This is a genomic window from Paenibacillus tuaregi (assembly GCF_900086655.1).
GTDB lineage: Bacteria > Bacillota > Bacilli > Paenibacillales > Paenibacillaceae > Fontibacillus > Fontibacillus tuaregi.
Genome location: NZ_LT575476.1, coordinates 4,670,754 through 4,696,862 on the forward strand (window position 1 = coordinate 4,670,754; position 26,109 = coordinate 4,696,862).

Genomic DNA, 26,109 nt, shown 5'->3' on the forward strand with positions numbered 1-26,109 from the left:
GGCTGAAACGGGTTAACGTTGTATTTTTTCAAAATGAAAGGAGTTTGTTATATGCCACTCGGCTCCATTGATGATACGGATCGTCAAATCCTGGACCTCCTTCTTAAGGATTCCACCCTCTCCCACCGGGAGATCGGTATTGCTGTGCATCTGACAGGACAAGCGGTCGGGGCAAGAATCCGCAAGATGATGGACCACGGTATTATTGAAGGCTACACATTGCTCTGGAACCCGGCTAAGATCGGGCTCGCCGTGGAGGCCTTTGTGACCGTATTTATGAATTCAGGCCAAGCTCACCAAGGCTTTCAGGACTTTGTGAAAAATAAGAACGAGATTGTGGAAATGCACCGGGTCAGCGGAGAGGGCTGTTACTGGCTCAGGGTGCGAACCGTATCGGCCGTTGAGCTCAACACGCTGCTCGATGAACTGCTGAAGTTCGGGAATTACAAGCTGAGCCTGTCCATAGGACAAGTGAAATAGAAAAGCCCGGCAATCCCTTGGGGACTCCGGACTTTGATTATTTAAGATGGGCGTTGGCAGGTTTATTGCCTCTTGAGCCCAGCGCACGAAATACGATAAAGACACATAGAAATAACAGCATTACAAATGAGGAGCATCTATACATTTCGGAATAGCTCGTTGCCGAAGCGAGAACACCCAGCAGCATGGAGCCGATGGCAACCCCAAAGTCAATTGTATTATAGTACAGGCTGTTTACCATGCCGTGCTGTTTCGGGGATGTCTCGCGCAGCATCCAAGCCTGTGTCGTGGGCTGAATAGCTCCAAAGCCAAGTCCATACAGCAAAGCGGATACGATCAGCAGAGGCAGCGAGTGTGTGAAAGATAGCAGCAGCAAGCTGGCGAATACAATCAGCGCCGCCGGGATCAGCACAGCCGCAGGTCCCTTGCTGTCGAACAGTCGGCCAGATATGGGGCGAATGACAAGCACGGTAAACGCGTTAAATAAAAAGAACAACCCGATTTGGGCTAAATGAATTTCCTGCCCGTACAGCGCCAGAAATCCAAGAATGCCTCCATACGTAACCGACATCAGTATATTAAGTCCGGCGGGAAGCAGGATGGCCTTGGGGAACGGCTCTTTGGCAGCCCTGGAGCTGGTCTTATCCGCCGCCGACTGAGCCAACGGCTGTGGTGGGATGCTGCGGGTTACCAGCAGCAGAGGAATGATCAAGCCAACGGAAATTGTCCCCAGCAGGGTCAGGTTGGGGAACCCGTAACCAGCAAGAACAGACAAGCCGATCATAGGTCCAATCGACATGGCTAGGCTTGTGGAGAGTCCGAAATAGCCAATGCCTTCCCCAATCCGGTGTTTAGGAATGATCTGGGATACCAAAGTAGGCATGACGGTGCTCGCCATCCCGAATCCTACTCCGAATGCGATTCGTAACAGAAGCAGTCCAAGCATGGAGCCCGCAAACGAATAGAGGGCGGTAGCCACCCCGGCGATAACAACGCCGGCTATCAGAATCACATTCCGGTGCACTTTCCGCATGACCGGAATCATGATGAACCGGGTAACAATGGCCGCAAGGGCAAACAGACTCGTTACCAGGCTGACTGTGAAGTCACCAGGATGAAATTTCTCCTTCGCATAAGTCGGAAAAGGGGAAAGCAGCATTTGTAGACATAAGAACAGTAACAGGTAACTTAAAGTCAGCATAATGAACGATTTCGTCCACAGCTTATTTTGATGTAAATTCATATGAATAGCGGCTCACTCCTTCTTCTCTCTCTTCATCAACTCGTCCGCATTGGAGGTTAGCCGCCGGAGCATCCTTAACAGGGAAGCCTTCTCTTCTTCTGACAAGCCCACCGTTACATCTGAGTGCAATTGGTGCTCTATGGGCTCCGTCTGTTCAATCACTCTCTTGCCCTCATCTGTAATGAAGATCGAGTAGGACCTGCGGTCTTTCTCTCCGCTCTCCCTGCGGATGAACCCCTTCTCTTCAAGTGCAGCTAGAATCCGTGTCGTTGTAGGTTTGTCCTTCCCCGAACGCTCTCCAATCTCCTTCTGGATTTGTCCCTCCTTCTCCCAAATACGGTACAGGACAGACCACTGCTCGGGTGTTATATGATAATCCCGCAAGCGGTGCTGCAGAAGCTGGGAGAGCTTTCTATAAGCAACCCCCATATGAAAACCGACAGATTCATCCAGCGGACTGTTCATTATTTTCTCTCCATCCTAAATAGTTGTCATAACAACTATATTAAAATATTCAGGTCATGTCAATCGTCCATGGCTTCTTCCTCTTAACAAAGAAGACCACACCTTTATAAGGTGCGGCCTTAAGCATCTTTTATTTAAGGAAATACTTATCAATCATTTCGGAGATGATCTGGCTTTTTATCGGCTTGCTGACGTAATCGTCCATTCCTGCCGCCAAGCACATCTCGCGATCCCCCTTAAGCACGTTGGCCGTAACAGCAATAATTACAGGCACTCTCTCCGCCGGAAGCGTCTCATGCAGGATTCTTGAAGCCTCAAGGCCGTTCATCCCAGGCATATGCATATCCATAAATATAAGATCAAAAGTCCCATAAGCAGCCGCTTGGACCACCTCATGACCGTTGTTAGCAATAAATACGGTATGCCCCATCTTCTCAAGCATCTTCCGCAGCACCAGCTGGTTGATCTCATTATCTTCAGCAACCAGAATTTGCAGCTTCAGACCCTGCGGATGGCTGGAATGATCCAACTGTCCGGATGCCTCATCCGGATGTGCCTCCTGGACCCGGTTAAAGCGGATCGTGAACACAAACGTGGCCCCGGGTCCCTCGCTAGGCTCCACATATATTTCCCCTCCGAGCAGTTCCACCAGCTTCTTCGTTATAGCGAGTCCAAGGCCTGTACCCTCATATTCGCGGCTCATGAAATTATCAAGCTGATGGAAGGGCTCAAACAAAAAGTCAATCTTGTCCGAAGGAATCCCAATTCCGGTATCCTTCACCTTAAACTCAAGGTAGGTATAACTTTCACAATGAGAGAGCAGATTCACGTTCACAGCTACACCACCGGTGTAGGTGAATTTAATGGCATTTCCCACGAGATTGATCAGAATCTGCTTCAGCCGGTCAGAGTCCCCGATCAGCAGATCCGGAACATCCGAAGCCACGGTATAGGCCAGCTGCAGGTGCTTCTTGTCGGCCCGGGCTTTCAGCATATCCAGAGTCTCCGCGATAGCCATGCGAAGCCCGAATTCCGATAGGTGGAGCACGGTTGTTCCGGATTCAATCTTGGCAAAATCAAGAATATCATTAATAATGGCCAGCAAGGAATCGCCACTCTTACGGATAATCTCAACGAATTCACGTTGGGTTTCGTCCAGCTCAGTCGTCTCTAGGAGCAAATCTGTCATGCCGATGACCCCATTCATCGGGGTCCGGATTTCGTGGCTCATCATGGCCAGGAACTCGCTCTTGGCCTTATTCGTGTTCTCCGCAGCCTCCTTCGCGGCGATGAGCTTCTTTTGCTCGGTCATATCTTTGGCAATGATATAAAATCCGACGTTCTTGTTATTAATAACAATAGGCGCAATGGTCGTCAGCACGTCGGTCAAATGCCCATCGCGATGCGAGATGGTGGTGATGTTCTTTTCCACGGACAAATCCTGAAGCGAATGCTCAAGAATATCCCGCATATGTTTATGGCCGATGAACCTGGAGAAATTAGTCCCGGCGATCTCGCTGATCCGGTAACCCGTCAGCTGTTCAGCTACTGCGTTGCAGTTGATAATGTTCCCCTCCAGATCGAGGGAAATGACCGCATCATGATTATACTTCTTCAGTGAATTATAGCGTTCCACGCTCTCCTGCAGCTTAAGCTGATCCAGCTTCTGCTCCGTAATATCCTGGACAGTCCCAATGATCTTAACCGGAGAGGTCCCGCTGTTGTCATAGGTTACAATTCCTCTAAGGTCCAAATATTGAATACCGCCATCCGGCCGCTTCAGACTGAATTCAAATTTAAATTCCCTGTTCTGGACGGCATGATGAAGAATCCCCTTAAACCGCTCTCTTTCATATTCAGGGAGCATGTCCAGCACTTCATACACTTTCAGCTGGTCTTTCGTCCGGGGGATGCCGCATATTAGATATACCTGGTCCGAACAGATAATCGTATTCCGCTCAATGTTCCACTCCCAGGTACCGATAGAGGAAATCCTCATAGCCTGGGCCAGCAGCTCCTCCTGCTGCAAAATATCTTTCCCCACCTGATTGTCCGGCGTTACATACACAATATAATAGGGAGAGCGATCTTCACCGCCTTCGTCCACCAAGGTGACTGAAATCTGAACCATCAGAATAATGCTATCCTTGCGGATCAGCTTCTGATTCAGCGTTAGAGATGCGCCATCCCGGGTCAGTGATCTGACAATCTGTTCATAACTGCTCGTTAGCTCATCCCTGTAAGTAATTTCATTCAAACTTAATCTCAACAGCTCTTCCTCTGTATAACCGAGAATTCTGCAAAGCGAAGCATTTACCTGGAGCCACTGCCCATCTTGTGAGATGAATGCAATACCTGTAGGCGACAAAGCATAGACTTGTTCGTAATTATAGGGCTGCATCTGATCATTATGCATAACGCGCCTCCAACCCCTGAAGATGATATGGGATGATAACAGTTCAGTTTATACATCCCTATGCTAAGAAGAGAATGGCAACAGTAAGGAACACTTTTTACTAAGTGATATCAAACATTCACTAAATTGTCAATTTTCTTTTGCTTAACGGCACGGAACACGTTATCCATGGCGATCAACGGTTTCATATAACATGCAATAGCTTGAATCCGGTGTTGAAGAGATGTACTATAGAAAGGAAAGTAACTTATGGCAGCTGGATATAGGAAATATAAAGGAGTGGATACGGATGAGCTGGACTGAAATTACTACTATAGAAGAATGGAATCATGTTCTGGAACAATCGGATAAACGCGGCAAACTGGTGTTGAAGCATAGTACGACATGCCCGGTTAGCGCCAATGCCCTGAAAGAATTCAACGGGTATGTGGATGCCCACCCGGATCAGGATGTGGACTACTACCTTGTAAAAGTTATTGAATCCCGTCCGGTCTCTAACCAAATTGCGGAAGACCTCGGGGTTAAGCATGAATCCCCGCAGGTTATTTATATCAAGGATAGAGCCAAATACTGGTCAGCTACACATTGGTCGGTAACGAACGCGCATATTTCCGCTGTACTTGACTAAAGACCTTAGGCGGAAGCTAAGCTTTAAATAAAGCGTTAATCTAATCTTACATCCTAGTAATTAAAATCCAAACGCAAACAAGAACCAGAGACGGGCTGCATCTCATGCCGGTCTTTGGTTCTTTTCTTTTGTCAATCCGATGATCTGATGATATTCATGCCTGCTGGCTTGCTTTTCCTGGACGTACCTTCTTCACATCATACATATTTACGATTGTACTGATCACAAAAGCCGGTGGCTGCTGTCCCCGGCTGTTCCGGTGGCCCTGGATATGCTCTGGACTCTTCTCCCATGCCTTCCAGGCGTCTTCGGATTCCCAGCGAATGAGCACGACAACCTCGTCGTGCTCCTTCTTGCCCCGGTTGACCATAACGCTAATATCGATAAGGCCCTCACGCTCATCAACTACTCCTTCCTTGCTGAAGCGCTCCACCACTTGATCGACTTGCCCCTTCTCAACCAGTATTGTTCTTGTCTGTATTAACATGATTGCTGCCTCCTTAGGCGAAATGTTCTTATATTCACTTTAAATGAAAACGATTATCATTGTCAATTAAGGTAGACCTCATCTCTTGCAACGCTAAATAGCCCAGCTTCCGCATCTGCGGAGCCGGGCCTTAGCTAGTATCACATTTATCTTTTGGGCAGCAATTTCACATACTCATCGGACAAGCGCATAAGATTGAGGATATAATCGTAATCCGTCCGGTAAGGCGTAATGTCGCTGACGGGCTGCTTGGTCTCCAAGGAGATCGCGGTACCGTCCTCAAATCCCTTCCCTGGAACAAACAGGATCTTGTTATTGAAGAAAGAGCCTGTAGGAAGGTAATACCGCATTCCCACCACATTATTGTCAATGTTCAGCAGGTCATGGCCAAATGCGGTGAACTTCTCCTTGGTTAAGGATATACCCAGCAGATTCGATACCGTAGGCATAATATCAAGCTGACCGCCTACCTGATTCACAACCCTGCCATGAGCCTGGCCTGGGACGTGGATAATCAGCGGAATATTGAACCGGGTGATCCGCGGATCATAGGTGATGCCAAGCTGCTGGGAGACTACCGCAGGATCATTATCTTGAGGCTGAAGGCCGAAATGGTCTCCGTAGAAGACTAATACCGTGTTGTCCCACAATCCCTTCGCTTTCAAATCCTCAATCAAAGTACCAATGGCGTAATCCGTATAATTAATAGCCTCTAAATAATTGCCAAGCTGAGTCCCCTTCATAGTCTCGGGAACTTGAATACGTATTTTGTCCTGTGGAATCTTGAACGGAAAATGGCTGGACGCGGTTACGAATTGACCATAGAATGGCTTGCCGGATTGGCTAACCTCACTCAGCTTGTCTACCCCTACCCTGTACAATTCCTCGTCAGAAGCTCCAAATTCATTGAAATGATCATTGTTATAGTAGGGCTTATCGTAATAATGATCAAAATTCAAAGCCGGATACAGCTTAATTCGATCCCAGAACTCCACTGCGTTCACATGGAAGGTATCGGCCTCATAGTTATGCTGTTGCAGCAGCCGCGGCAGGCTGGGCAGCGCCCGGTCACCGAAGCCTGTCGACATGGCTACGGTTCCTGTAGGATAGATCGACGTATTGGACATGAACTCAGCATCAGAGGTGTTGCCCTGACCGATTTCCTGAAAGACATTCGGGAAGTAGAGTCCCTGATCCGCCAGCTTGTTAAGATTTGGTGTTAATTCCTGTCCGCCAATCTTCAGATGAATCGGGAAATTCTGAAACGCCTCCATCTGCACGACGATCAAGTTCTTCCCTTTTGCCACTCCAAATAAATCCGGCTGTTTGCTTGAAAGCTTGCGGGCCGGAGATTGATAAGGATAGGAAGACTGCAGCTGATTAATTTTACCGATCGTATTATCGATATTCCCGCTTGCAATCGCCATATTCTCCTCCCGGGCCTTCAGCGCGGCGGCAACCTGATAATCGAAGAAGCCGAGGCTTTCCGCCTGTACCAGTTCATTGGTGATCGATTGTCCCTGCTGGATAAATCTTGCCGACAACAGCAGACTTACAATGGCTGTGACGATCATTCCGGTTCTCCACACCCGCTTTCTTCCGGCAACACGGACTCCCCTTACCCGGTTAATGACCCAAACCACCGCGATGACAAGCACGTCCACAAAATAAGCGAAATCCACAGTCCGGATGGTGGACTTAATGCTGGACTGGATCTGGGTCACTTGATGAAGCTCATTTAGAGCCGTATACGTAGGAACCGAATTAAAATGCTCGAAGTATAACGTAGCCGAGAACAACAGCAACGAGAAAATCAGATTGAAGACCCAATACGCAGGCCCTTTAACCTTAGAAGGAGTAAGCAATTCCAAAATGGACAGCAGCGCCAGAACCGCAAGCGCATCCGCCGCCAGCTGGGTCAGCTCAACACCGGCAAAGAAGAAATAACGCAAAAGTACAAGCTTAAGAAACAAAAGAATAAAAACGACAAAAAAAGGCGTTTTATGGTAAGCGCCCCGGTTGTTTTCCATGGTACTACCTAACCTCTCTCTTGTTGATAAAACCTAGTATACCACTAAACAGAATGGATAGGGTAATCCATTGCATGCCAAATAGCCCCTGCCCAATGACATGAAGTCATGGGAGGCAGGAGCCTTTTTCAATATAGCTTCTATTAGTTTTTGCTAAGAACGTCGGTGAGAACCGGTACAATTTGCGATTTGCGGGACACTACACCCTTAAGAACCGCTTTGTTATCATCCAGCTTCACATTGTAGGCCTTCTCGACTGCAGCAGCCTGCTTTCCGAGCGCAATCCCGACGGAATCATTGTTCAGAATATCCGTAACGACGAAGAGGAACAGATCAAGTCCTTTCTGCTCGATGATCCCATTTAGTGCCGCTTCCACTTCCGCCTGGCGGGACAGGACATCATTTGTGTCTACCGCGTTCACTTGAGCAATCTCAACTTTGGAGCTTCCCATCTGGAATTCCTTGGAGTCAATGGTGATCAGCTGATCCACGGTTTTGTCGCTGAGATCCGCTCCGGCTTTCAGCATCTCAAGGCCATACTTCTCCGCATCCACGCCTGCGATTTCCGCAAGCTCACGTGCAGCTGCCACATCCTGCTCGGTGCAGGTAGGGGATTTGAACAAAAGTGAATCGGAAATGATGGCAGACAGCATCAATCCGGCAATTTCCTTCTTAATGGTGACTCCGTTCTCCTTGTACAGCTTGTTCAGAATCGTTGCTGTACAGCCAACCGGCTCCGCACGATAGTAGAGAGGCCCGCTTGTCTCAAAATTGGCGATACGGTGGTGGTCAATTACCTCAACCACACGCACCTGGTCAATATCGCTTGCGCTTTGCTGGCGCTCGTTATGGTCAACGAGAATTACTTCAGCCGCTTCGTTCGCTACGGTCTCCACGAGACGAGGGGCTTCCACCTTGAAGTAATCGAGCGCGTACTGCGTTTCGGAGCTGACTGCACCCAGACGCACGGCTTCAACCTCCAGGCCAAGCTGCTTCTTCAGGTCCGCGTAGGCGATTGCGGAACAAATTGTGTCCGTATCCGGATTTTTATGACCAAAGATTAACGTTTTTCCCATTTCTTAAATACCCCTTTTCAGTTATTAGGCAGCTATACGGCCTGTGTTCAAAATTATCTAAATAGATTATAGCGGTAATTCCGCCTTATTCCAATGCCTTTACCCACATTAGTCCTGAAGTCTGCTTTCCCCGGTAACCAGTTTGGACAAAATAAACTGGCGGCCTATCGGCCCAGTTCGGATTCTACCTTCATCCTCAAAACCGACGCCTGCGTACAGCGCTTGCGCGGGACCGTTCTGTTCGTTCACAGCCAGAACCACCTTGGCAATACCGGGGAAATGCTGCCGGATATAATCCTCCAGCTGAAGCAGTCCCTGCTTGGCATAACCCTTGCCTTGAAGGGCATAATTCACCGAGAAAGCCCGCAAAATCAGCGCGGCTGGATGATCGGTATATTCAGCGACCTCATGTCCATCATACAGGATGAAGAAGCCTACCGGGCCTTTCGGGCTCATAATAATGACCGGATGACGATGGGAGTCCGTTTCGGCCAGGGCTAACATTTCAATCGGCATTCCTGTGAACTGCAGCTGTTCCCTCGGCAGCTCATAGCGCTCCAGTCCCGGGAGATGACGCTTATCGTAAGGTTCAAGCCAGACCGGCCTATCCTCCATTTTGTAATCCTTCATAACAATCTGCTCCCTCCAGGGGTTCCCTGTTTTTGGTTATTATTATATCGGTTAAGTCGGGATAGATCACCCCTTGACGACCTCGGGTAGATCTGATTATAATAACTAACCATATACAGGAAGAAGCGAGTATCAAAGACATGATTCCATTCAAGGACTGCCCAGAGAGAGAAGTGTGTGGTGTAAGCTTCTCCTGAGACCGGAATGTGGATTACCCCTTTGTAGCTGTGGCCGGGAACCTGCTGATGGGTATGCAGCGGAATTACTGGTTACCGAATTATCCCCGTTACCGGATACCAATAAGGATCTGCTGCCTTTATGGACCACGGAATGTTATTTCTGGTGCCGGGAGCAGATTGAATTAGGGTGGAACCACGAGCTGAACGCACTCGTCCCTTTGGGAAGAGATGCGTTTTTTTGCGTTCAAATTCTCGTAAAATTCAAATCAAACGGAGGTTACCCCCATGCAGCAACAAGAAATTCAAATCTCCCTGCCGGACGGATCTATCAGAACATACCCCATTGGAACATCGATCTTGAACATCGCCGCCTCCATCAGTCCCGGCCTTAAGAAAGCGGCCATTGCCGGAAAAGTAGACGGTGCTGCCGTCGATCTGTCCCGCGAGCTTCAAGACGACTGTGCGGTAGAAATTCTGACACTTGACCAGCCGGAGGGGCTTGAGGTCTACCGTCACAGCACAGCCCATCTTATGGCCCAAGCGATCAAGCGTGTCTATGGCTCAGAGGCGGTGAAACTTGGTATAGGCCCAGTGATTGAAGACGGGTTCTACTATGATATCGATCTGGACCTGCCCCTCTCCATTCATGATCTCGCACGCATTGAAGAGGAGATGGAATCGATTATCCGTGAAGACCTTCCCATCGTGCGGAAGGTGGTCAGCCGCGAGGAAGCCGTCCGGGTATTCACAGAGCTTAACGACCCGCTTAAGCTGGAACTGATCCGGGATCTGCCCCAGGATGCAGAGATTACCTTGTATGAGCAGGGTGAGTTCGTGGACCTGTGCCGTGGACCCCATCTTCCTTCCACAGGCCGGATTAAAGCCTTCAAGCTGTTAAGTGTGGCTGGAGCTTACTGGCGCGGGAATTCAGACAACAAGATGCTTCAGCGGATCTACGGCACTTCTTTTCCAAAGGCAAGCCAACTCGAAGAGCATTTAAACTGGCTGGAGGAAGCCCGCAAGCGGGATCACCGCAAACTTGGCAAGGAACTGGATCTGTTCATGTTCTCGGAGGAGGCTCCCGGCATGCCGTTCTACCTGCCCAAGGGCATGGTAATCCGCAACGAGCTGGAACAGTTCTCCCGCGAGATGCAGAACAAGATGGAGTACCAGGAGGTACGGACACCCTTCATGATGAACAAGCAGTTATGGGAGCAATCCGGTCACTGGGATCATTATAAAGACAACATGTATTTCAGCAAGGTGGATGAGGCCGAATTCGCCCTGAAGCCGATGAACTGTCCCGGCCACATGCTGATGTATAAGAACAGCCTGCATTCTTACCGCGAGCTTCCCATCCGCCTGTCGGAGTTCGGGCAGGTTCACCGCCACGAATTCTCGGGCGCCCTTAATGGAATGATGCGCGTGCGCACCTTCTGTCAGGATGATGCACACATCTTCGCCCGGCCGGACCAGATCGAAGCCGAGATCAACCGGGCGATTGCCCTGATTGACCAGATTTATGAAGTGTTCGGCTTCGAGTACCACCTCGAGCTCTCCACCCGTCCGGAGGATTCCATGGGGTCCGAAGAGCTGTGGAATCAGGCCGAGCAATCCCTGAAGAATGTGCTGGACCGGCGGGGTGCAACGTACCGTATTAATGAAGGGGATGGGGCTTTTTATGGGCCGAAAATCGACTTTCACATTCTCGACGCCCTGAAGCGGAGCTGGCAGTGCGGCACGATTCAACTGGATTTCCAGATGCCGGAGAAGTTTGACCTAACTTATATCGGGGAAGATAACCAGAAGCACCGGCCTGTGGTCATTCACCGGGCCATCTTCGGTTCCATTGACCGCTTCATGGGAATTCTGACCGAGCATTATGCCGGGGCCTTTCCCCTCTGGCTCGCACCGGTTCAAGCCAAGCTCGTCCCAGTGTCCGATCATTTCATTGATTATGCCCTGCAAGTGAAAGAAGCCCTTACCGCGGCTGGCATTCGGGCCGACGTGGATATCCGGGGAGAGAAGCTGGGCTATAAAATCCGCGAAGCCGGCATGAAGAAGGTGCCTTACACCCTCGTGCTGGGCGAGAAGGAACAATCCTCCGGCTCCGTATCCGTTAGACAGCGGGCTGCCTGTACGATTGGCGAGACTCCGCTTGACGATTTCATCCAGCAGATGAAAGAGGAAATTGCTTCAAAGCGGTAAGTTCAGGAAGCATAAACAAGGGGGCCGTCCCAAAAGACGGCCCCCTGATTTTATATAGGCTTCAGCACTCATCTGCCGAAGGCCATTTATCCAATTACGCTTTACGAATCAGCTTGACCTGAATGCGGAACGGGTCCCTAGCGAACCAGGTGCCTTCCACCTGCTGAACCTCGGTTCCCGCTTCCTTAAGCCGCTGAACCACCCTATCCAGCTCCACCTCATCCGGGAGCACCAGCTCATAGTAGTCAATCCCGGCCGCCTGTTCCGGCACCGGCGGAGCTCCCACACCGGCCCAGGTATTCAAACCGATATGATGATGATAGCCGCCGGCTGAGACGAACAAGGCCGAATCCCCGTAGTTGGCCACACTATCAAATCCAAGCACCCGGGTATAGAACTCTTCAGCCTTCTTCAGATCAGATACATGAAAATGGACATGACCGATCCGGGTTCCGGCCGGAAGACCCTCCCAGGCCATCCCTTCCGAAGCTGCCAACAAACCGTCAATATCAACCGGATCTGTAGTCATAACGTAGTGGCCCTGGGCATCCTTCTGCCAGGTCTCCCGCGGACGATCTGCGTAGATTTCAATTCCGTTGTTATCCGGATCATTGATGTACAAAGCTTCACTGACAAGGTGGTCCCCCTGGCCAACCGGAATCTGATGTTTGATCAGATTCCGCACAGCCAGTCCAAGCGAGGCCCGATCAGGGACAAGAATTGCAAAATGGTACAGACCCGCACCGGTTCTTCTTGGCAGGACATCCGCCTGCTCCAGCTGGCGCAATATTACAAGTGGATGCACACCATCCGCCGTCAGCTGGGCAGTGTCTCCCTGCTGGCTTAATATTTTCAAACCCACAATATCTTGGTAGAAAGCTATAGAGCGCTCTAGCCCGCTTACTTTCAATTGGACAATGCCAATCTCTGTACCTGGGTGTAATTGATGTGTCATCCTGATCTTCCTTTCATCTGGATCTTGATGATGTTTAATCCCGCGCTTTTCTCGTAAATAAAGAGTCCAGGGATAAAGGCGTAGTTTCAGTGAAAATTAAATGCAAAGCGATCAAAGCATACGCTATATCCAGCTCATACCCTGCCATCTGCCCGTTCCCCAGAAGTCCTACCGATAGCTTGGCCGTAAGAATAGCCCCTACCATAATCACAATAACAACCGCGGACACATAACGGGTGAACAAGCCGATAATCAGGGCTATACCGATAATCAATTCTGTATAAGCCACAACGTACCCAAGGAAACCGGGAAGCCCCAACGTTTGAAACCAGCCTGATATATTAGAGAGTCCAGTCTGAAATTTGTCAATGGCGTGGGCTGCAAATAGTATACCTAACACGATACGAATGAATGTGGAAATTCCTCTGCTCATGGCAAACATTTCGCTCCTTTATAATTTAATTTATAAAAATAATAAGTTTGTATTACTAATATACAATCCAAAATGATATTACTAATACAAATAATTATTTTGTACGAACAATTTATCATGCAGTCGTGTTGCTGTCAATCATTTATTTGATATAATAAATATATGTTTGGTATGAGTAATATAAGGAGATGTTATTATGGACAGCATGGATATCGGCTCCAACATTCGGGCAATTAGAAAAAGCAAGAACTTGTCGATAGGGCAAATCTGTGAGAAAACAGGACTTTCCCAAGGTTTTATGAGCCAAGTCGAGAACAATAAAACTTCTCCTTCCATCGCTACGCTTGACAGTATCGCTGATGCTCTTCAAGTTCCGCTGGCCTTCCTTCTATTGAAGAAAGACGAACGTATGCATATTATCCGCAAGGACGAACGCCGCAAAACTATTTATGGTAAAGAAAATTTCCAGGTGGAGCACTTAAGCGACCGGGGCAACGTCAAGATGATGCTCGTCGAGATGCCTCCCGGGGCCTCAACCGAAGAGGCTCATGCCCATGCTGGAGAAGAAATTCATTATGTCATTCAAGGAACCGTTTATGTGGAACAAGGTGACGTCTCGGCAACCCTGCATGCGGGAGATGCGTTCAGCTGGAAAGCATGCTTTCCCCATTTTGCGAAGAATGTTGGGGACGAACCCGCCATTGTCCTGATCTCAATGCACCGCGAAGCGAGCGTCTAATTCAAGGATTGCCTCAATAGACAAGGCCAAGGCCGGGAAAAAGCCCATATCCGTCTTCCAAAGGATGTCTTCGGGCTTAAGCCCTCAAAGGTCATGGCGGACCTCGAATTGAAATCAAAGAGGCTGTCTCAAATGTCACCCCAAATGACTGAGGGAGGGACATCCTCTTCTTTGTGACAATAAAATTAAGGGCTGACCCAAACGGGCCAGCCCTTTTGCTGCTTACACCTCCGGTGTGGTGTTCAGTGGCTTCAGCTTCGCCTCAATCTCGGCCCTGCGGGGCTCAAGGAACGGCGGAAGCGCCAGAGACTCACCTAAATGCTCCATCTCCTCATCCGTTGCAAAGCCTGGACCATCGGTAGCAAACTCAAAGAGGATGCCATTTGGCTCGCGGAAATAAAGCGAATGGAAATAGAAACGGTCCACATAACCCGAGTTCGGAAACTGGACCTCGCTAATTTTGCTGATCCACGCATGGAGCTCCTCATCGTTGTCGACCCGGAAGGCCACATGGTGCACCCCGCCACGGCCAAGCCGTTCACGAGACAGGTCATTCCGCTCCTCTACATGGACTTCGGTTCCACTTCCCCCTTCACCGGTCTCGAAGACGAGGATGTCCGGCTGCCCGCTCACCAGAGAAGGATACTGGCCTTTTCTCCGGAAGCCCAGCAGTTCCTCAAGCACAGCCGTTGTCGGCTTCGGATCCTGTACCGTCAGCCGTACAGGGCCAAGACCAACAATACCGAATTCCTGCGGAACCGGGCTCTTCGGCCAAGGACGGCCGCCCGCCACGCCTGTATTATTCTCATCGGAGACGAGGATGAAACGCCCTCCCTCCCGATCTCTGAATGGTAGTGCGGCCCTTCCCCCAATCCGGGTCAACTCATCCTGGTCGACACCATGCTTGGCAAGCCGCTCTTTCCAATAAGACAATGCCTGGTCACTGGGTACCCGCAGGGACAAGGCGGAAATGCTGCTCACTCCCTCACGGTTCTGCCCAGCCATTGGGATTTCAAAGAAAGTAAGCTCGGTACCCGGATTACCCTCTTCATCGCCATAAAACAAGTGGTAGACACCGGTATCATCCTGATTGACCGTCTTCTTGATCAACCGGAGGCCCAGCACCTTGGTGTAGAACTCATAGTTCTGTGATGCATTCGCAGTAATCGCCGACACGTGGTGAATCCCTTTTAATTCCATACCTGCTTCCTCCTGTTCACCTGCTGTATAAGTTGAGACGGAGATCGCGCAGTTCCCTTCCCACTTTTACAGTTTATTTAATTAAGTACATTATATAATAAAATTCACTAATTTACAAAAAGTAAGTCACTTTCCATCTCAGATAAGATATTTACCACCGCTTGCCCAGACCTGCAATTCTAATTCTCGCTTTATACCCATTTCCATTCTTGCTCTTAATTGCATATATTTATCCATCAGCGGATGATTATATCCAAAGAAAGTGCTGATTCTGCCTGTCAGCGCATCATCCTTATGCTCGTTACTCCATTGAAACAGCTCCTGGAAAAGATCGATTACTGACTCTTGATTGAGCGGGGAAAACCTTACCGGGTGCGGAATATCAGCCAGCTTCAATTCCAACAGGTCGTGCAAAACATGAAGCCAATGTTCCATCGTTCGTTTATCAGGGACCTGGTCTGCATGCTTCTGTTCAACAGGCATCCGGGCTTTGATATCCGAGATGAGTTCCTTGAACGTCAGCTGGGCCATTTGCATGGACATATACCCCCACCAATGGCTCCCTGTTCCACTGCTGTACATTTCCCAAAACGGTTCCATTAATATAGATTTAACTTGATTCTTCTGGGTACTGCCAAACATGGAAATGCCGAGGACCAGCCCCGCATTACAATCCGTTGAAGCCTGCTCCCCCCATGCAAGCAGCCTGGGAACGATTTGTTCGTTAGCGAATTTAAAGCTCAAAGCGGGCAAAAGCTCAGGGAAAAGCGGCTGCCCGTATGCCTTGTCCAACTCATTCGCCAACCGCTCTCCATGCGATTCACAAGGAAGATGCAGCAGTCCTAGACAAGCACTTGTACACAAATGCCATTCGTCAGCAACGATGCAATCCACCATGTAATCGATATATTTCTCATACCCCATATATCCCATTACATGAAGAACCTCGTCAGGCATTCCTTCCTTAAGCTGTCCCTGTTCAAAGCAAAAACGATCGATTTCCTCCGCTAGGGCGAGGTCTCCGCATCTCATAACAGGGTCAAGCAGCAGCGTATACTTGTAATCGGAAGCATGCTCCGTGAACATTTCAAATAAAGCCGCTGCATCCTCCCGGTCTCCATACTTGGAGGTTATGCGGCAATAGGATGCAAGAACGCTTGCATCTGTCTTTTGACCGGATTTCAACAGCTGGATAAGCTTTTCTGTGTTTGGTATCATCGCTACACTCCTGTATATATGTATGATTAATATGAGTCTACATAAAATGAACTTATAAAAGTTACCCGAACCACCGGATATGCTTAAGCTGTGTAGTGATCCGATCCATCGTCTTCTTCAGCCCGCCCCTTGAATCCGGCTCAAGCTCTATATGAAGATGTGCTGCAATACGCTCAGCAGCCTCCGCAATCGTAAGATTATCCGTGTTCAGATGACAGGCAAAAGTCTCATCTGCCAGGCTCTTCACACATCTGTCGATCTGCTGCGCAGCCCAGGAACCCTGGCCCTCGAACCGGCTTCGCAATCTCTTCAGCAGCACCTCTCTGGACACGGTTAAAGTAAAGTGATGAACATCGAGCCCGCTTCTCTTCAGCCTGCCGACAAGTTCATCCCAGTATCCGGGATCAGTCACGGTCATGGGTACGATCAGTGTTCCGTCGTAACCCGAAGCGATATAGGTTAACATCTCGTAGTTAATCCCTCTCCACACCGGGTGCTCCTGAAAATCCGGTCGTGCCATCTCCTGCGGGATATTGGTCCGGATATAGTAACCCGCGTTCTCGGGATCGAATACAAAGGACCGCGGGATTCTCCGGTGCAGCTCATAAGCGGTCTGTGTCTTGCCTGCCCCAAAAGCGCCGTTCAGCCATATGATCATATCGTCACTCCCTAAGTTCAGTTCTATATTCTAGACGCATTCCCCCGTCAAATGTTCTGCCCGGCCATCCTCCGCCCTGCTGCGCCATGCACAGCAAAGCCCGAAGCAGTGTTCTGCTTCGGGCTTGAGTTGTTGGTTTACTTGTTAGGATACCTTTACTACAAAAGGAACCACGAACACTTTACCTTGATGCTGGAACTGTCCCCATATTTTATATACTCCTGCCTTCGGGAAGGTAGTCATGAACTGGGCAGCTGGTCCGGTCGACGATTCGTTCATCGGATGCACATGAAAATACTGCTCCGTATCCTCACTCATGATGACCACATGTCCTACTGCTCCCAAGTACGGTTCCAGATCATCCACCGGTTTGGCCGAGGCAGCGTCTGAGATCCGGAAAGTCAGCATCGACTCCGAGCCCGCTTTCAGGGAATCAGCCGAGAGAACTGCGGTATAGCCGTCCACGGTCTTCTCCAGCTTGGAATCAGGCGTTATGGCGGCCTGCGGGAACGCTTTACCCTGTACTTTAACCCATGTAGTTATGGTTGCAGCAGACTGGCCTGTCGGGATAAAATCTGCAACCAGCTTGTAATCTCCCCCTGCCGGGAAGGAGGTCTCTACTTCGAACTGGCCGTCGCCCTTGTACTCAGGATGAATGTGGTCGAAGTAAGACAAATCTTTGCTTACCATAATCAGATGCATCTTCTTCTCATGATTCAGATCAAAGCTTTGGATAGGCTTGCCCTGTCCATCCATAACCTTAAGAGAAACCACGGCATTGGTGCTGGCTTGAGGCTGCTCCGGGGAGAACCTCCAATCCACTTCGATGTTAGCAGACTGTTCCCCAATACCGGACTCCTTGTGTTCTCCGTGCTCCATATCATGTCCCCCCTCTGCCTTCTGGCTATCATCCGCATGGCTTCCTGCCGGTGTTGCCTGCTGCCCATCATGCTGCCGGCTCTCCGCTTTCCCGCAGGCAGCCAATAGGAGAGCGGCCGAGAGCATTACAATGATTAGCTTGTTCATGTTCATAATATAGGAACTGAACGCCCTAACGGTTAAGGCGTTCAGTTCAACACCACACTCCTTTACATTCCATTTATGACGATTTAGGGAAACTTACAATTTCACCTTTTGCAGACGAAGCGCATTGAGGACGACCGATACCGAGCTCAGTGCCATAGCTGCCCCAGCTAGCCATGGAGCCAGGAAGCCAAGTGCGGCTACCGGAATGCCGATAACATTATAGGCCAGTGCCCAGAACAGATTTTGCTTGATGTTCAGCATGGTCTTCTTACTCATGTATACCGCATCTGGAATGCTGTTAAGGTCTCCCCGCATCAGGGTCACATCCGCCGCTTCCATCGCCACATCGGTCCCTGTGCCAATGGCCATTCCGATATCAGCTGTGGCCAAGGCGGGTGCGTCATTAATACCGTCTCCAACCATAGCCACCTTGCGGCCGCTCTCCTGAAGTGCCTTCACTTCGGCAGCTTTGCCCTCCGGAAGTACTTCAGCCAGCACACGGTCAATTCCGACTTGAGCAGCAATCGCCTGAGCGGTACGCTCGTTGTCTCCCGTGATCATAACGACCTCAAGGCCAAGAGCCTTCATCCGCGCAACGGCTTCTTTGGACGTCTCCTTAATCGTATCGGCTACGGCTACAATCCCGGCATACTCCCCGTTCACCGCCACTAGCATTGCGGTCTTGCCCGCTGCTTCCAGCCTGCTCATTTCCTCATAGGCCATCTGTGCGGCAATGTCATACTTAGCCAGCAGCTTCCGTGTACCAATCAGCAGCTCTTGGCCCTGAACGACAGCACGGATGCCGTACCCTGGGATGGCTTCAAATTCTTCTGCTGCAGGCAGCTCTATACCCTTGGCACGGATGCCTTGCACGATCGCTTCCGCCAGCGGATGCTCCGAATTCTTCTCCGCAGCGCCTACCCATGGCAGCAGCTGCTGCCCGGTATACCTGCCAGCTGCAACAATCACATCGGTAAGCTCTGGCGTACCTTTGGTCACTGTGCCGGTTTTATCCAGTACAATGGTCTGAATCTGGTGGGTAGCCTCCAGATGCTCCCCGCCTTTGAACAGAATGCCTAGCTCTGCGGCGCGCCCCGAACCTGCCATAATGGAGGTAGGCGTAGCCAACCCGAGGGCACAAGGGCAGGCGATAACGAGCACGGCGATAGCTTTCTCAAGGGCGCTTGAGAAGTTGCCTGGTTCCACGGCAAAATACCATACCAGGAAGGTGACCACGGCAATTCCCACCACAATAGGGACAAAAATTCCCGAGATGACATCTGCTACACGCTGAATCGGAGCTTTTGACCCCTGTGCCTCTTCTACAACCCGGATAATCTGGGATAGTGCCGTCTCGCGGCCGACCTTGGTCGCACGGACTCTGAGCACCCCGTTCTTATTGATGGTTGCCCCGAATACCGGGCTGTCCGCACGCTTCTCCACCGGAAGACTCTCACCGGTCAGCATGGATTCATCAACCGAAGATACCCCTTCTGTAACCACGCCGTCCACAGGTACTTTCTCTCCCGGCTTTACAATAACAATATCTCCAACCACAACTTCCTCAATCGGAACAGAAAGCTCTTGTTCCCCTCGTACAACCAGAGCGGTCTTGGCCTGAAGACCCATCAGGGTCTTAATGGCTTCTGAAGACCTTCCCTTGGCAAGCGCCTCAAACAGCTTGCCGAGCAGAATCAAAGTAATCAGTACACTGCTGGTTTCGTAGTACAGCTGCACTTCGGAATGTCCATGAGCATTTAAGCTTTGAATTGACAGGTACAAGCTGTAGAAGAATGCCGCTGAAGTTCCCAGAGCCACAAGCACATCCATATTGGCGCTGCCATTGCGCAGCGCCTTATAAGCTCCCTTATAGAACTGGGCCCCTATAATGAACTGAACCGGTGCGGCAAGAACAAGCTGGAACCAAGGATTCATGAACAGCTCAGGCAGCCAGATGAAGGAAGTAAACGAGAAGTGGCTTACCATCGCCCAGAGAAGCGGGAACGACAGGATTGCCGAGGCAATCAGCTTTCGCTTCTGTCTGACAATCTCTTTCTGACGGTGATCCCCTTCATCCTTCTTCTCTGTCTTCAGCGAAGCGTTGTAACCGATCTTCTCCACCTTATTGATCAAGTCCTGGACTGAAACCTCCCCGGGCGAGAATTCAACCTGAGCGGTCTCAAGTGCTAAATTCACTGAAGCCCTCTTCACACCGCTCATCTTGCTCAAGCCCTTCTCAATCCGTGTTGCACACGCGGCGCAGGTCATTCCGGTAATTTGGAAATCAACCGTCTCCTTAACCGTTCCATAACCAAGAGCTTCAATCTTCTGCTCAAGCTTCGCCGCGTCTACTACAGCTGGATTATAGGTCACAGAAGCCTTTTCCAAAGCAAAATTCACATTCGCTTCAGAGACCCCCTCCAACTTGCCAAGTCCTTTCTCAATCCGGTTGGCACACGCCGCACAGGTCATTCCGGTGATCTGAAGAACAGCCTGCTCCTGTCCCAATTCCTTCGTCCCGTCCATGCCGATCCACTCCTGTCTCCTAGGCGATTATTTAACCTCGTACCCCTGATCCTCAATAGCTTCCTTCAACGTTTCCAATGAAATTTCAGCCTCATTATATTCCACTTCAACCGACTTCGCGGCCAGATTCACCTTGCCTGATGCCCCCGCCTCACGCAGAGCCTTCTCAACCGAATTTACGCAATGTCCACAGGACATGCCCTCAACTTGTAACGTAACTTTATTCATTTATAGTTCCTCCTTCAGAATGGGTTATCTCTTGATTTCATTTATACTATACCCCCCTATGGTATAAAAGTCAACAGACAAATCCCAATTTTTTCATCAGCTTCCCTCTCTTCATTTCCCACCAAGCCCAAACTTTACAATACTTTTACGAAAAGATGACCTTCCTCTTATATTTGAAGACTACCCTTATGGGTGTGACGACCAGTATTCGGGTGGAAGTCTCATAAGCACTTATTCTAAGGAGGTCAATAATGATTAACAAACTATCCAAGAAAATCATCCCTACTGCACTCCTCACTTCTCTGGCAGTGACTGCAGCGTTATCAGGAGGAGTTGTCAGCTCAGCTCCAGCAGCCACACCTAAGAAGGACAACAATGAAATCCGCAATGTGATCTTCCTTATCGGGGACGGCATGGGCGTCTCCTATACAACCGCTTACCGTTATTTGAAAGACAACCCGGCTACTCCTATTATGGAGAGAACCGAATTTGACAAATATCTGGTTGGCAACCAAATGACTTATCCGGAGGATGAGAAAGAGAACGTAACGGATTCTGCCTCTGCTGCTACGGCCATGTCAGCTGGGGTCAAGACCTACAATGCCGCGATCGCTGTAGACAATGACCATACTGAGGTGAAGACCGTTCTGGAAGAAGCCAAGCGAGCGGGCAAATCTACAGGACTTGTGGCAACCTCGGAGATTACTCACGCGACACCTGCCGCTTTTGGTGCTCACGATATCAGCCGCAAGAATATGGACGCTATTGCGGATGATTATTACAACGAGAAAATTAACGGCAAGCACAAGGTCGATGTTCTGCTTGGCGGCGGGATGAGCAACTTCGTACGCAAAGACAAGAACCTGACTGACCTGTTCAAAAAAGACGGCTACAGCTATGTCACGAACCGCGATGATCTGCTTAAAGACAAAAACAAGCAGATTCTCGGCCTGTTCGCGTCCGGCGGTCTGGACAAAGCGATTGACCGCACCAACCAGACTCCTTCACTTGAAGAGATGACCAATACGGCGATTTCCCGCTTAAACACGAACAAGAACGGTTTCTTCCTTATGGTGGAAGGCAGCCAGATTGACTGGGCTGGCCACGACAATGATATTGTAGGCTCCATGAGCGAAATGGCGGATTTCGAGAAAGCCTTCAAGGCTGCCATCGATTTTGCCAAGAAGGACGGGCACACTCTCGTTGTAGCAACCGCTGACCATTCCACAGGCGGTCTCTCGGTTGCGGCTAACGGCAAATACAACTTCGATCCAGCCCCGATCAAAGCCGCCAAGCGGACGCCGGATTTCATCGCTACGGAAATTTTCGGTGGCGCCGATGTGGAAGCCACCCTGAAGAAGTATATTACCTTAACCCTGACTCCTGAGGAAATTCAGTCCGTGAAGGACGCGGAAGCCAAGAAGGAGAAGGATGCTACTGCAATCGACAACGCGATTGAGAAGATTTTTGATGTTCGTACGAATACAGGCTGGACCACTGGAGGACATACCGGCGAGGACGTGCCGGTCTATGCATACGGGCCAGGCAAGGAGAAATTCGCTGGACTGATTGATAATACGGACAATGCAAAAATTATCTTCCAAATTCTTAAGAACGGCAAAAAATAATTAGCCACTACAAGCGGGAGCACCCCCAGTCAGATGAACTGAGGGTGCTCTTGCTTGTTCCTAGCTGTAAGTCATATAAGTAAACCGGCTGCATAATTCCGGTCCATCAATGGGTTGATTCTAGTACTGCTGCGAACGCTGTTTCAGTTATTTGTTAGCCTGAGTAATAGCAAAAGAGCTGTCTTTTGCTTGAATGTTAATAGTCCCGGTCCCTTTGCCCTTTTTATATTTATACGTTGAGCCGAAGTGGAAGCTTGGCCAGCCTTTGGGAACAGAAACTGCACTTCCATCAGCTGTCAGCTGCAGTTTGAAATGATTGGCCTTCGAATTAAAGTCAATCGAGCCTGCACTGTTAGTTAATTTATAGTTGAGAGTTTTACTATATCCGTTAGGCACAGATACCGATAAGGCTCCCTCTTTGCTCTCTAGATTATAATTCACATTCATCTTAGGCAGACTTACGCCAGCATGATTGGCGTTAACCGATATCGTCTTGTAAGTATCTTTCGGCAGCCTAATAATAATTCTATCCTTCAGACTGCTGTTTTCGGTCTGGTCTTTGCCCTTGGTGCTGATTGTTATTACAGACCCGTTGACCTTGGATGTTACCTGAAATTTGGAACCGTCATAGTCATATTCGAGCTTGCCGTTTTTCGAACTTTCAAAGTTCACATTACAATGGTTAGCCACCAGCTTAATCTCGTTAATCCCACCAGACCCTGGCGTCCGTCTGCCCACATCCTGCGCGTCTGTTCTGCCAGCCATTGACAGCACACTGGTCACAGAAATCACTCCAAATAATGCAAAACCTAGATACCGTCTGATCCGTGTCACTTTATGTATAACTCCCTTCGTTAATCATCCTAAATCATCACTTTTCCCAAGGAAAAGCATCAAAAGAGATCCATATTATGCAGTCAAAAAAACCTCATAACAAACAGAGTAGAGCGTTTCTTCTCTGTCCACAATGAGGGATTTAATTTCAAAATATTGGAAACTCGTTATATTGAATCATCTGTGCGGCCTGCATTCCGCCGGGTGCTCCGGGTATAAAGCGGCTGATGACTACAGATGGGTACCTCCGCTCGCGTCAAGCAGCTGCCCGGTTACCCAGCGGCTGTCTGGCGAGGCCAGGAAAGCAGCGATGTCCGCAATATCCTCCGGCTGGCCCCATCTGCGGAAGACAGAGAGACCAGCTACGGTCTCATGGCCAACCGGGTCATTCAGTGTTGGAGCATTCATTTCCGTAGCCACAAAGCCGGGCTGTATAGCGTTGATCGTGATTCCCCGTGCACCCAGTTCAGAGGATAAACTCAAGGTCAGCGCATTAATGGCGCCTTTGGTCATCGTATAGGCAGGAATCTCCGGCAGAGAGATTCTGGTTACAGCCGAAGACATGTTAATGATGCGGCCGTCATCCCGCAGCCTGGGCAGAGCCTGCTGAACGAGGAAGTAGGGCATTTTCACATTAATATTCATGAGTGTATCAAAGTCTTCCTCCACCGTATTCTGAATCGTTCCCGGCCGGGCAATCCCTGCGTTATTCACCAGAATATCCAGCCGGTTGTCCCCTGTCCTCTCCTTCAAAACCGCATCAAGCTTCTCGTACAGCTCATGTATGCTTGCCAGTGTGCGGAATTCCACACCGAGCGAGAACGCCCTTCCCCCGCTTTGTTCAATGCTGCGGACCACCTCATCTGCCGCTTCCCGATTCCTGCCAAAATGCACAGCCACAAGGGCCCCTTCCTGTGCCAGCCGCGACGCCACAGCGCGTCCGATCCCCCGGCTTGCCCCGGTAACGAGCGCAACTTTATTCTGAAGTTTTCCCATGTATTCCATCTCCTTATAGTGATTTAATCACTAGAAATATAGCATGGGTTAAACTTCGTAATGTTGCTGTCTAATTCGGGTGAAAACTTCCCGTACTCATTCCCTGCACCTTGAGGTAAAATGAAGTCATCATTCTACCGGATAAGGCGGATGCTCCCTATACTATGAATTCTCAAATTACAACTTATATCACGCTGGTAACTACTTCAGGCGTACTCAGTGTCTTCCTCACGCTGTATACGTTCACCAAACGGAATGAAATTCCCGGTTCACGCACGTTCATCTGGTCCACCATCGCTTCCGCGATATATATCTTTGCGTTTGCCTTTGAGCTGGCCAGCAGCTCGCTTGCAGAAATCAAGGGCTGGACGACGGTAGAGTATATCGGTATGCCTTTTGTGCCTGTTCTTAATCTGCTGCTGATCTTCCGTTACATCGGCCGAAGGGTGCCAAGGGCTACTGCCGCGCTTATGTTTGTCATTCCGGTCATAACCCTGATTATGGTCGCCACCAATGATCTTCACCATTGGTTCTATAAATCCATCTATTTGCGTGCCGACACGCCTACGCCTATGGCGGATGTGGTCATCGGCAGATGGTACATCGTACATGGAGCCTATACGTTCGGCAGCCTGCTTGCCGGGACACTGCTGCTGATGAGCCAGTGGAACGGTACCGGCAAGGTCTACCGCAAACAGCTTCTCATTCTGATATGCGGCCAACTGCTGCCGATGACGGGCGCATTTCTGTATTTGATTGGGGTTACACCTGATGGAATGGACCCCGTGCCGATCATTATGTGTGTCACTTCAGGTCTATATATCTGGGCCATGATTTCAGCCCGAATGCTGACCATCATCCCCATTGCCAAAGAAAGAATCTTTGAGAGCATGCGCGACGGTGTCATTGTCCTCGACGCCTCGGACAGGCTCATCGAATATAACCAGGTCATTGGTAAGATGGTGCCTGGAATTCATCCCTCCATGCTGGGGCAATCCCTGGACACCGTCTGGCAGCAACTGACCGGGGAACCCTTCCCGGTCAGCTGCCGGATGGATGGTGCGGAGGAGGAAATGAAGTGGGACACGGCCGGTGCCGCCCACTACTTCCAGATCCGCTGCTCCGTCATCCGGCGGCGGGACAAGGAAGAAGCCGGCAAGCTGCTGATGCTGGTGGATATCACCCCCCAGAAGCAGCTTGAGGAGCAGCTGAAGCGGCTTGCCTTTTACGATGGCTTGACTGGCATTTTCAATAGGACGCATTTCATCTATCAATGCAAAGGGCAGCTTCAGAGCGCCCAGGCCGAGGGCACGCCGCTGTCACTGATCCTGTTCGACATCGATCACTTCAAACAGATCAATGATACGTACGGTCACGATACTGGGGATGAAGCCCTGCGTCATGTCGTAAACGTATGCACCCAGCAGCTGTCTGCTGACATCCTGTTCGCAAGGTATGGTGGAGAGGAGTTTGTTCTGAGCCTCCCGGGAGCAGGAACGGACCAAGCCGGAGCACTCGCAGAGAGCATCAGGTCTGCTCTAGAAGCGGCCCCCTTCATGGCGGGCGGCACCTGCATCAGGCTCAGCGCCAGCTTTGGTGTGGCTCAGTCAGCCCGAGCGGATCAACCGCTGGAAGCCCTGTTGCGGGACGCGGATGAGGCCCTGTACACCTCGAAAAGAGCCGGCCGCAATGCGGTGAGCCTGTTCAGCCTGGCTCAGCCGTGAGCTTGTGCCGGGAGGATTTATATTTACAGCTTCCGCCTCAGCGAGATTCCGCCCTGAGAAGGCGGTCAGAAATGCAGCTTACTGAAACAAGAGAGCACAGCC

23 protein-coding genes are annotated in these 26,109 nt (G+C 50.0%); 6 read left to right on the forward strand and 17 right to left on the reverse strand.

What is annotated here, in order from left to right; genetic code table 11:
- The first annotated feature begins 51 nt into the window (after positions 1–51).
- Positions 52–480: an Lrp/AsnC family transcriptional regulator gene (locus tag BN6628_RS21025; protein ID WP_068620263.1), complete on the forward strand. Its 429-nt coding sequence runs from the start codon at positions 52–54 to the stop codon at positions 478–480.
- Positions 481–517: 37 nt separating this feature from the next.
- On the opposite strand, the gene BN6628_RS21030 is transcribed toward BN6628_RS21025, so the two are convergent.
- From BN6628_RS21030 to BN6628_RS21040, 3 genes are all read right to left on the reverse strand, one after another.
- On the reverse strand, positions 518–1,723 hold the full coding sequence (locus tag BN6628_RS21030; protein ID WP_068620264.1) for an MFS transporter: 1,206 nt from the start codon (positions 1,721–1,723) through the stop codon (positions 518–520).
- A 12-nt stretch (positions 1,724–1,735) separates the two neighbouring features.
- On the reverse strand, positions 1,736–2,188 hold the full coding sequence (locus BN6628_RS21035; RefSeq protein WP_068620265.1) for a MarR family winged helix-turn-helix transcriptional regulator: 453 nt from the start codon (positions 2,186–2,188) through the stop codon (positions 1,736–1,738).
- Positions 2,189–2,318: 130 nt separating this feature from the next.
- Positions 2,319–4,604 carry a PAS domain S-box protein gene (locus tag BN6628_RS21040; protein WP_068620266.1) on the reverse strand — a complete coding sequence of 762 codons (2,286 nt, stop codon included), beginning with the start codon at positions 4,602–4,604 and terminating at the stop codon, positions 2,319–2,321.
- Between the two features lie 289 nt (positions 4,605–4,893).
- On the opposite strand from BN6628_RS21040, the gene ytxJ reads away from it, so the two are divergent.
- Positions 4,894–5,232 (forward strand): bacillithiol system redox-active protein YtxJ, encoded by a 339-nt coding sequence (gene ytxJ, locus BN6628_RS21045; RefSeq protein WP_068620267.1) that lies wholly within the window; start codon positions 4,894–4,896, stop codon positions 5,230–5,232.
- A 154-nt stretch (positions 5,233–5,386) separates the two neighbouring features.
- Here the strand turns inward: ytxJ and BN6628_RS21050 are convergent, their stop codons facing one another.
- The 4 genes from BN6628_RS21050 to BN6628_RS21065 all read right to left on the reverse strand — a co-directional run bounded on the left by BN6628_RS21050 (position 5,387) and on the right by BN6628_RS21065 (position 9,455).
- Entirely contained in the window at positions 5,387–5,719 is a 333-nt protein-coding gene (locus tag BN6628_RS21050; RefSeq protein WP_068620268.1) for an antibiotic biosynthesis monooxygenase, read from the reverse strand.
- Between the two features lie 146 nt (positions 5,720–5,865).
- On the reverse strand, positions 5,866–7,749 hold the full coding sequence (locus tag BN6628_RS21055) for an LTA synthase family protein (protein ID WP_068620269.1): 1,884 nt from the start codon (positions 7,747–7,749) through the stop codon (positions 5,866–5,868).
- Positions 7,750–7,892: 143 nt separating this feature from the next.
- A complete protein-coding gene (locus BN6628_RS21060) occupies positions 7,893–8,825 on the reverse strand; it encodes a manganese-dependent inorganic pyrophosphatase (RefSeq protein ID WP_068620270.1) in 933 nt (310 codons plus the stop codon).
- Positions 8,826–8,933: 108 nt separating this feature from the next.
- Positions 8,934–9,455 carry a GNAT family N-acetyltransferase gene (locus BN6628_RS21065; RefSeq protein WP_235847678.1) on the reverse strand — a complete coding sequence of 174 codons (522 nt, stop codon included), beginning with the start codon at positions 9,453–9,455 and terminating at the stop codon, positions 8,934–8,936.
- 464 nt (positions 9,456–9,919) lie between these two features.
- Between BN6628_RS21065 and thrS the strand changes: the two genes are divergently transcribed.
- Positions 9,920–11,842 carry a threonine--tRNA ligase gene (gene thrS, locus BN6628_RS21070; protein WP_068620271.1) on the forward strand — a complete coding sequence of 641 codons (1,923 nt, stop codon included), beginning with the start codon at positions 9,920–9,922 and terminating at the stop codon, positions 11,840–11,842.
- 94 nt (positions 11,843–11,936) lie between these two features.
- On the opposite strand, the gene BN6628_RS21075 is transcribed toward thrS, so the two are convergent.
- Both BN6628_RS21075 and BN6628_RS21080 read right to left on the reverse strand, forming a co-directional pair.
- The gene (locus BN6628_RS21075) at positions 11,937–12,797 is read right to left on the reverse strand and encodes a VOC family protein (RefSeq protein WP_068620272.1); all 861 of its coding nucleotides are present in this window, start codon (positions 12,795–12,797) and stop codon (positions 11,937–11,939) included.
- A gap of 34 nt (positions 12,798–12,831) precedes the next feature.
- Entirely contained in the window at positions 12,832–13,239 is a 408-nt protein-coding gene (locus BN6628_RS21080) for a DoxX family protein (protein ID WP_068620273.1), read from the reverse strand.
- 196 nt (positions 13,240–13,435) lie between these two features.
- Between BN6628_RS21080 and BN6628_RS21085 the strand changes: the two genes are divergently transcribed.
- Complete coding sequence (locus BN6628_RS21085; protein WP_068622525.1) at positions 13,436–13,969, forward strand: helix-turn-helix domain-containing protein; 534 nt, start codon at positions 13,436–13,438, stop codon at positions 13,967–13,969.
- A gap of 222 nt (positions 13,970–14,191) precedes the next feature.
- On the opposite strand, the gene BN6628_RS21090 is transcribed toward BN6628_RS21085, so the two are convergent.
- The 6 genes from BN6628_RS21090 to BN6628_RS21115 all read right to left on the reverse strand — a co-directional run bounded on the left by BN6628_RS21090 (position 14,192) and on the right by BN6628_RS21115 (position 20,825).
- Complete coding sequence (locus tag BN6628_RS21090) at positions 14,192–15,169, reverse strand: ring-cleaving dioxygenase (protein WP_068620274.1); 978 nt, start codon at positions 15,167–15,169, stop codon at positions 14,192–14,194.
- A gap of 138 nt (positions 15,170–15,307) precedes the next feature.
- The gene (locus BN6628_RS21095; RefSeq protein ID WP_068620275.1) at positions 15,308–16,387 is read right to left on the reverse strand and encodes a hypothetical protein; all 1,080 of its coding nucleotides are present in this window, start codon (positions 16,385–16,387) and stop codon (positions 15,308–15,310) included.
- 61 nt (positions 16,388–16,448) lie between these two features.
- Positions 16,449–17,045, reverse strand: coding sequence for an AAA family ATPase (locus tag BN6628_RS21100; protein ID WP_068620276.1), 597 nt, complete (start codon positions 17,043–17,045; stop codon positions 16,449–16,451).
- Between the two features lie 144 nt (positions 17,046–17,189).
- Positions 17,190–18,077: a hypothetical protein gene (locus BN6628_RS21105; protein ID WP_235847679.1), complete on the reverse strand. Its 888-nt coding sequence runs from the start codon at positions 18,075–18,077 to the stop codon at positions 17,190–17,192.
- Between the two features lie 87 nt (positions 18,078–18,164).
- On the reverse strand, positions 18,165–20,597 hold the full coding sequence (locus BN6628_RS21110) for a heavy metal translocating P-type ATPase (RefSeq protein WP_068620277.1): 2,433 nt from the start codon (positions 20,595–20,597) through the stop codon (positions 18,165–18,167).
- Between the two features lie 27 nt (positions 20,598–20,624).
- On the reverse strand, positions 20,625–20,825 hold the full coding sequence (locus BN6628_RS21115) for a copper ion binding protein (RefSeq protein WP_068620278.1): 201 nt from the start codon (positions 20,823–20,825) through the stop codon (positions 20,625–20,627).
- A gap of 254 nt (positions 20,826–21,079) precedes the next feature.
- Here BN6628_RS21115 and BN6628_RS21120 point away from each other — a divergent pair, with 254 nt between their 5' ends.
- Complete coding sequence (locus BN6628_RS21120) at positions 21,080–22,453, forward strand: alkaline phosphatase (protein ID WP_068622530.1); 1,374 nt, start codon at positions 21,080–21,082, stop codon at positions 22,451–22,453.
- Positions 22,454–22,600: 147 nt separating this feature from the next.
- On the opposite strand, the gene BN6628_RS21125 is transcribed toward BN6628_RS21120, so the two are convergent.
- Together BN6628_RS21125 and BN6628_RS21130 are read right to left on the reverse strand one after the other, a co-directional pair.
- Entirely contained in the window at positions 22,601–23,287 is a 687-nt protein-coding gene (locus BN6628_RS21125) for a DUF4097 domain-containing protein (protein WP_148449302.1), read from the reverse strand.
- A 231-nt stretch (positions 23,288–23,518) separates the two neighbouring features.
- The gene (locus tag BN6628_RS21130; RefSeq protein ID WP_068620280.1) at positions 23,519–24,283 is read right to left on the reverse strand and encodes an SDR family oxidoreductase; all 765 of its coding nucleotides are present in this window, start codon (positions 24,281–24,283) and stop codon (positions 23,519–23,521) included.
- Positions 24,284–24,447: 164 nt separating this feature from the next.
- Here BN6628_RS21130 and BN6628_RS21135 point away from each other — a divergent pair, with 164 nt between their 5' ends.
- Positions 24,448–26,007, forward strand: coding sequence for a histidine kinase N-terminal 7TM domain-containing diguanylate cyclase (locus tag BN6628_RS21135; RefSeq protein WP_068620281.1), 1,560 nt, complete (start codon positions 24,448–24,450; stop codon positions 26,005–26,007).
- Positions 26,008–26,109 lie beyond the last annotated feature (102 nt).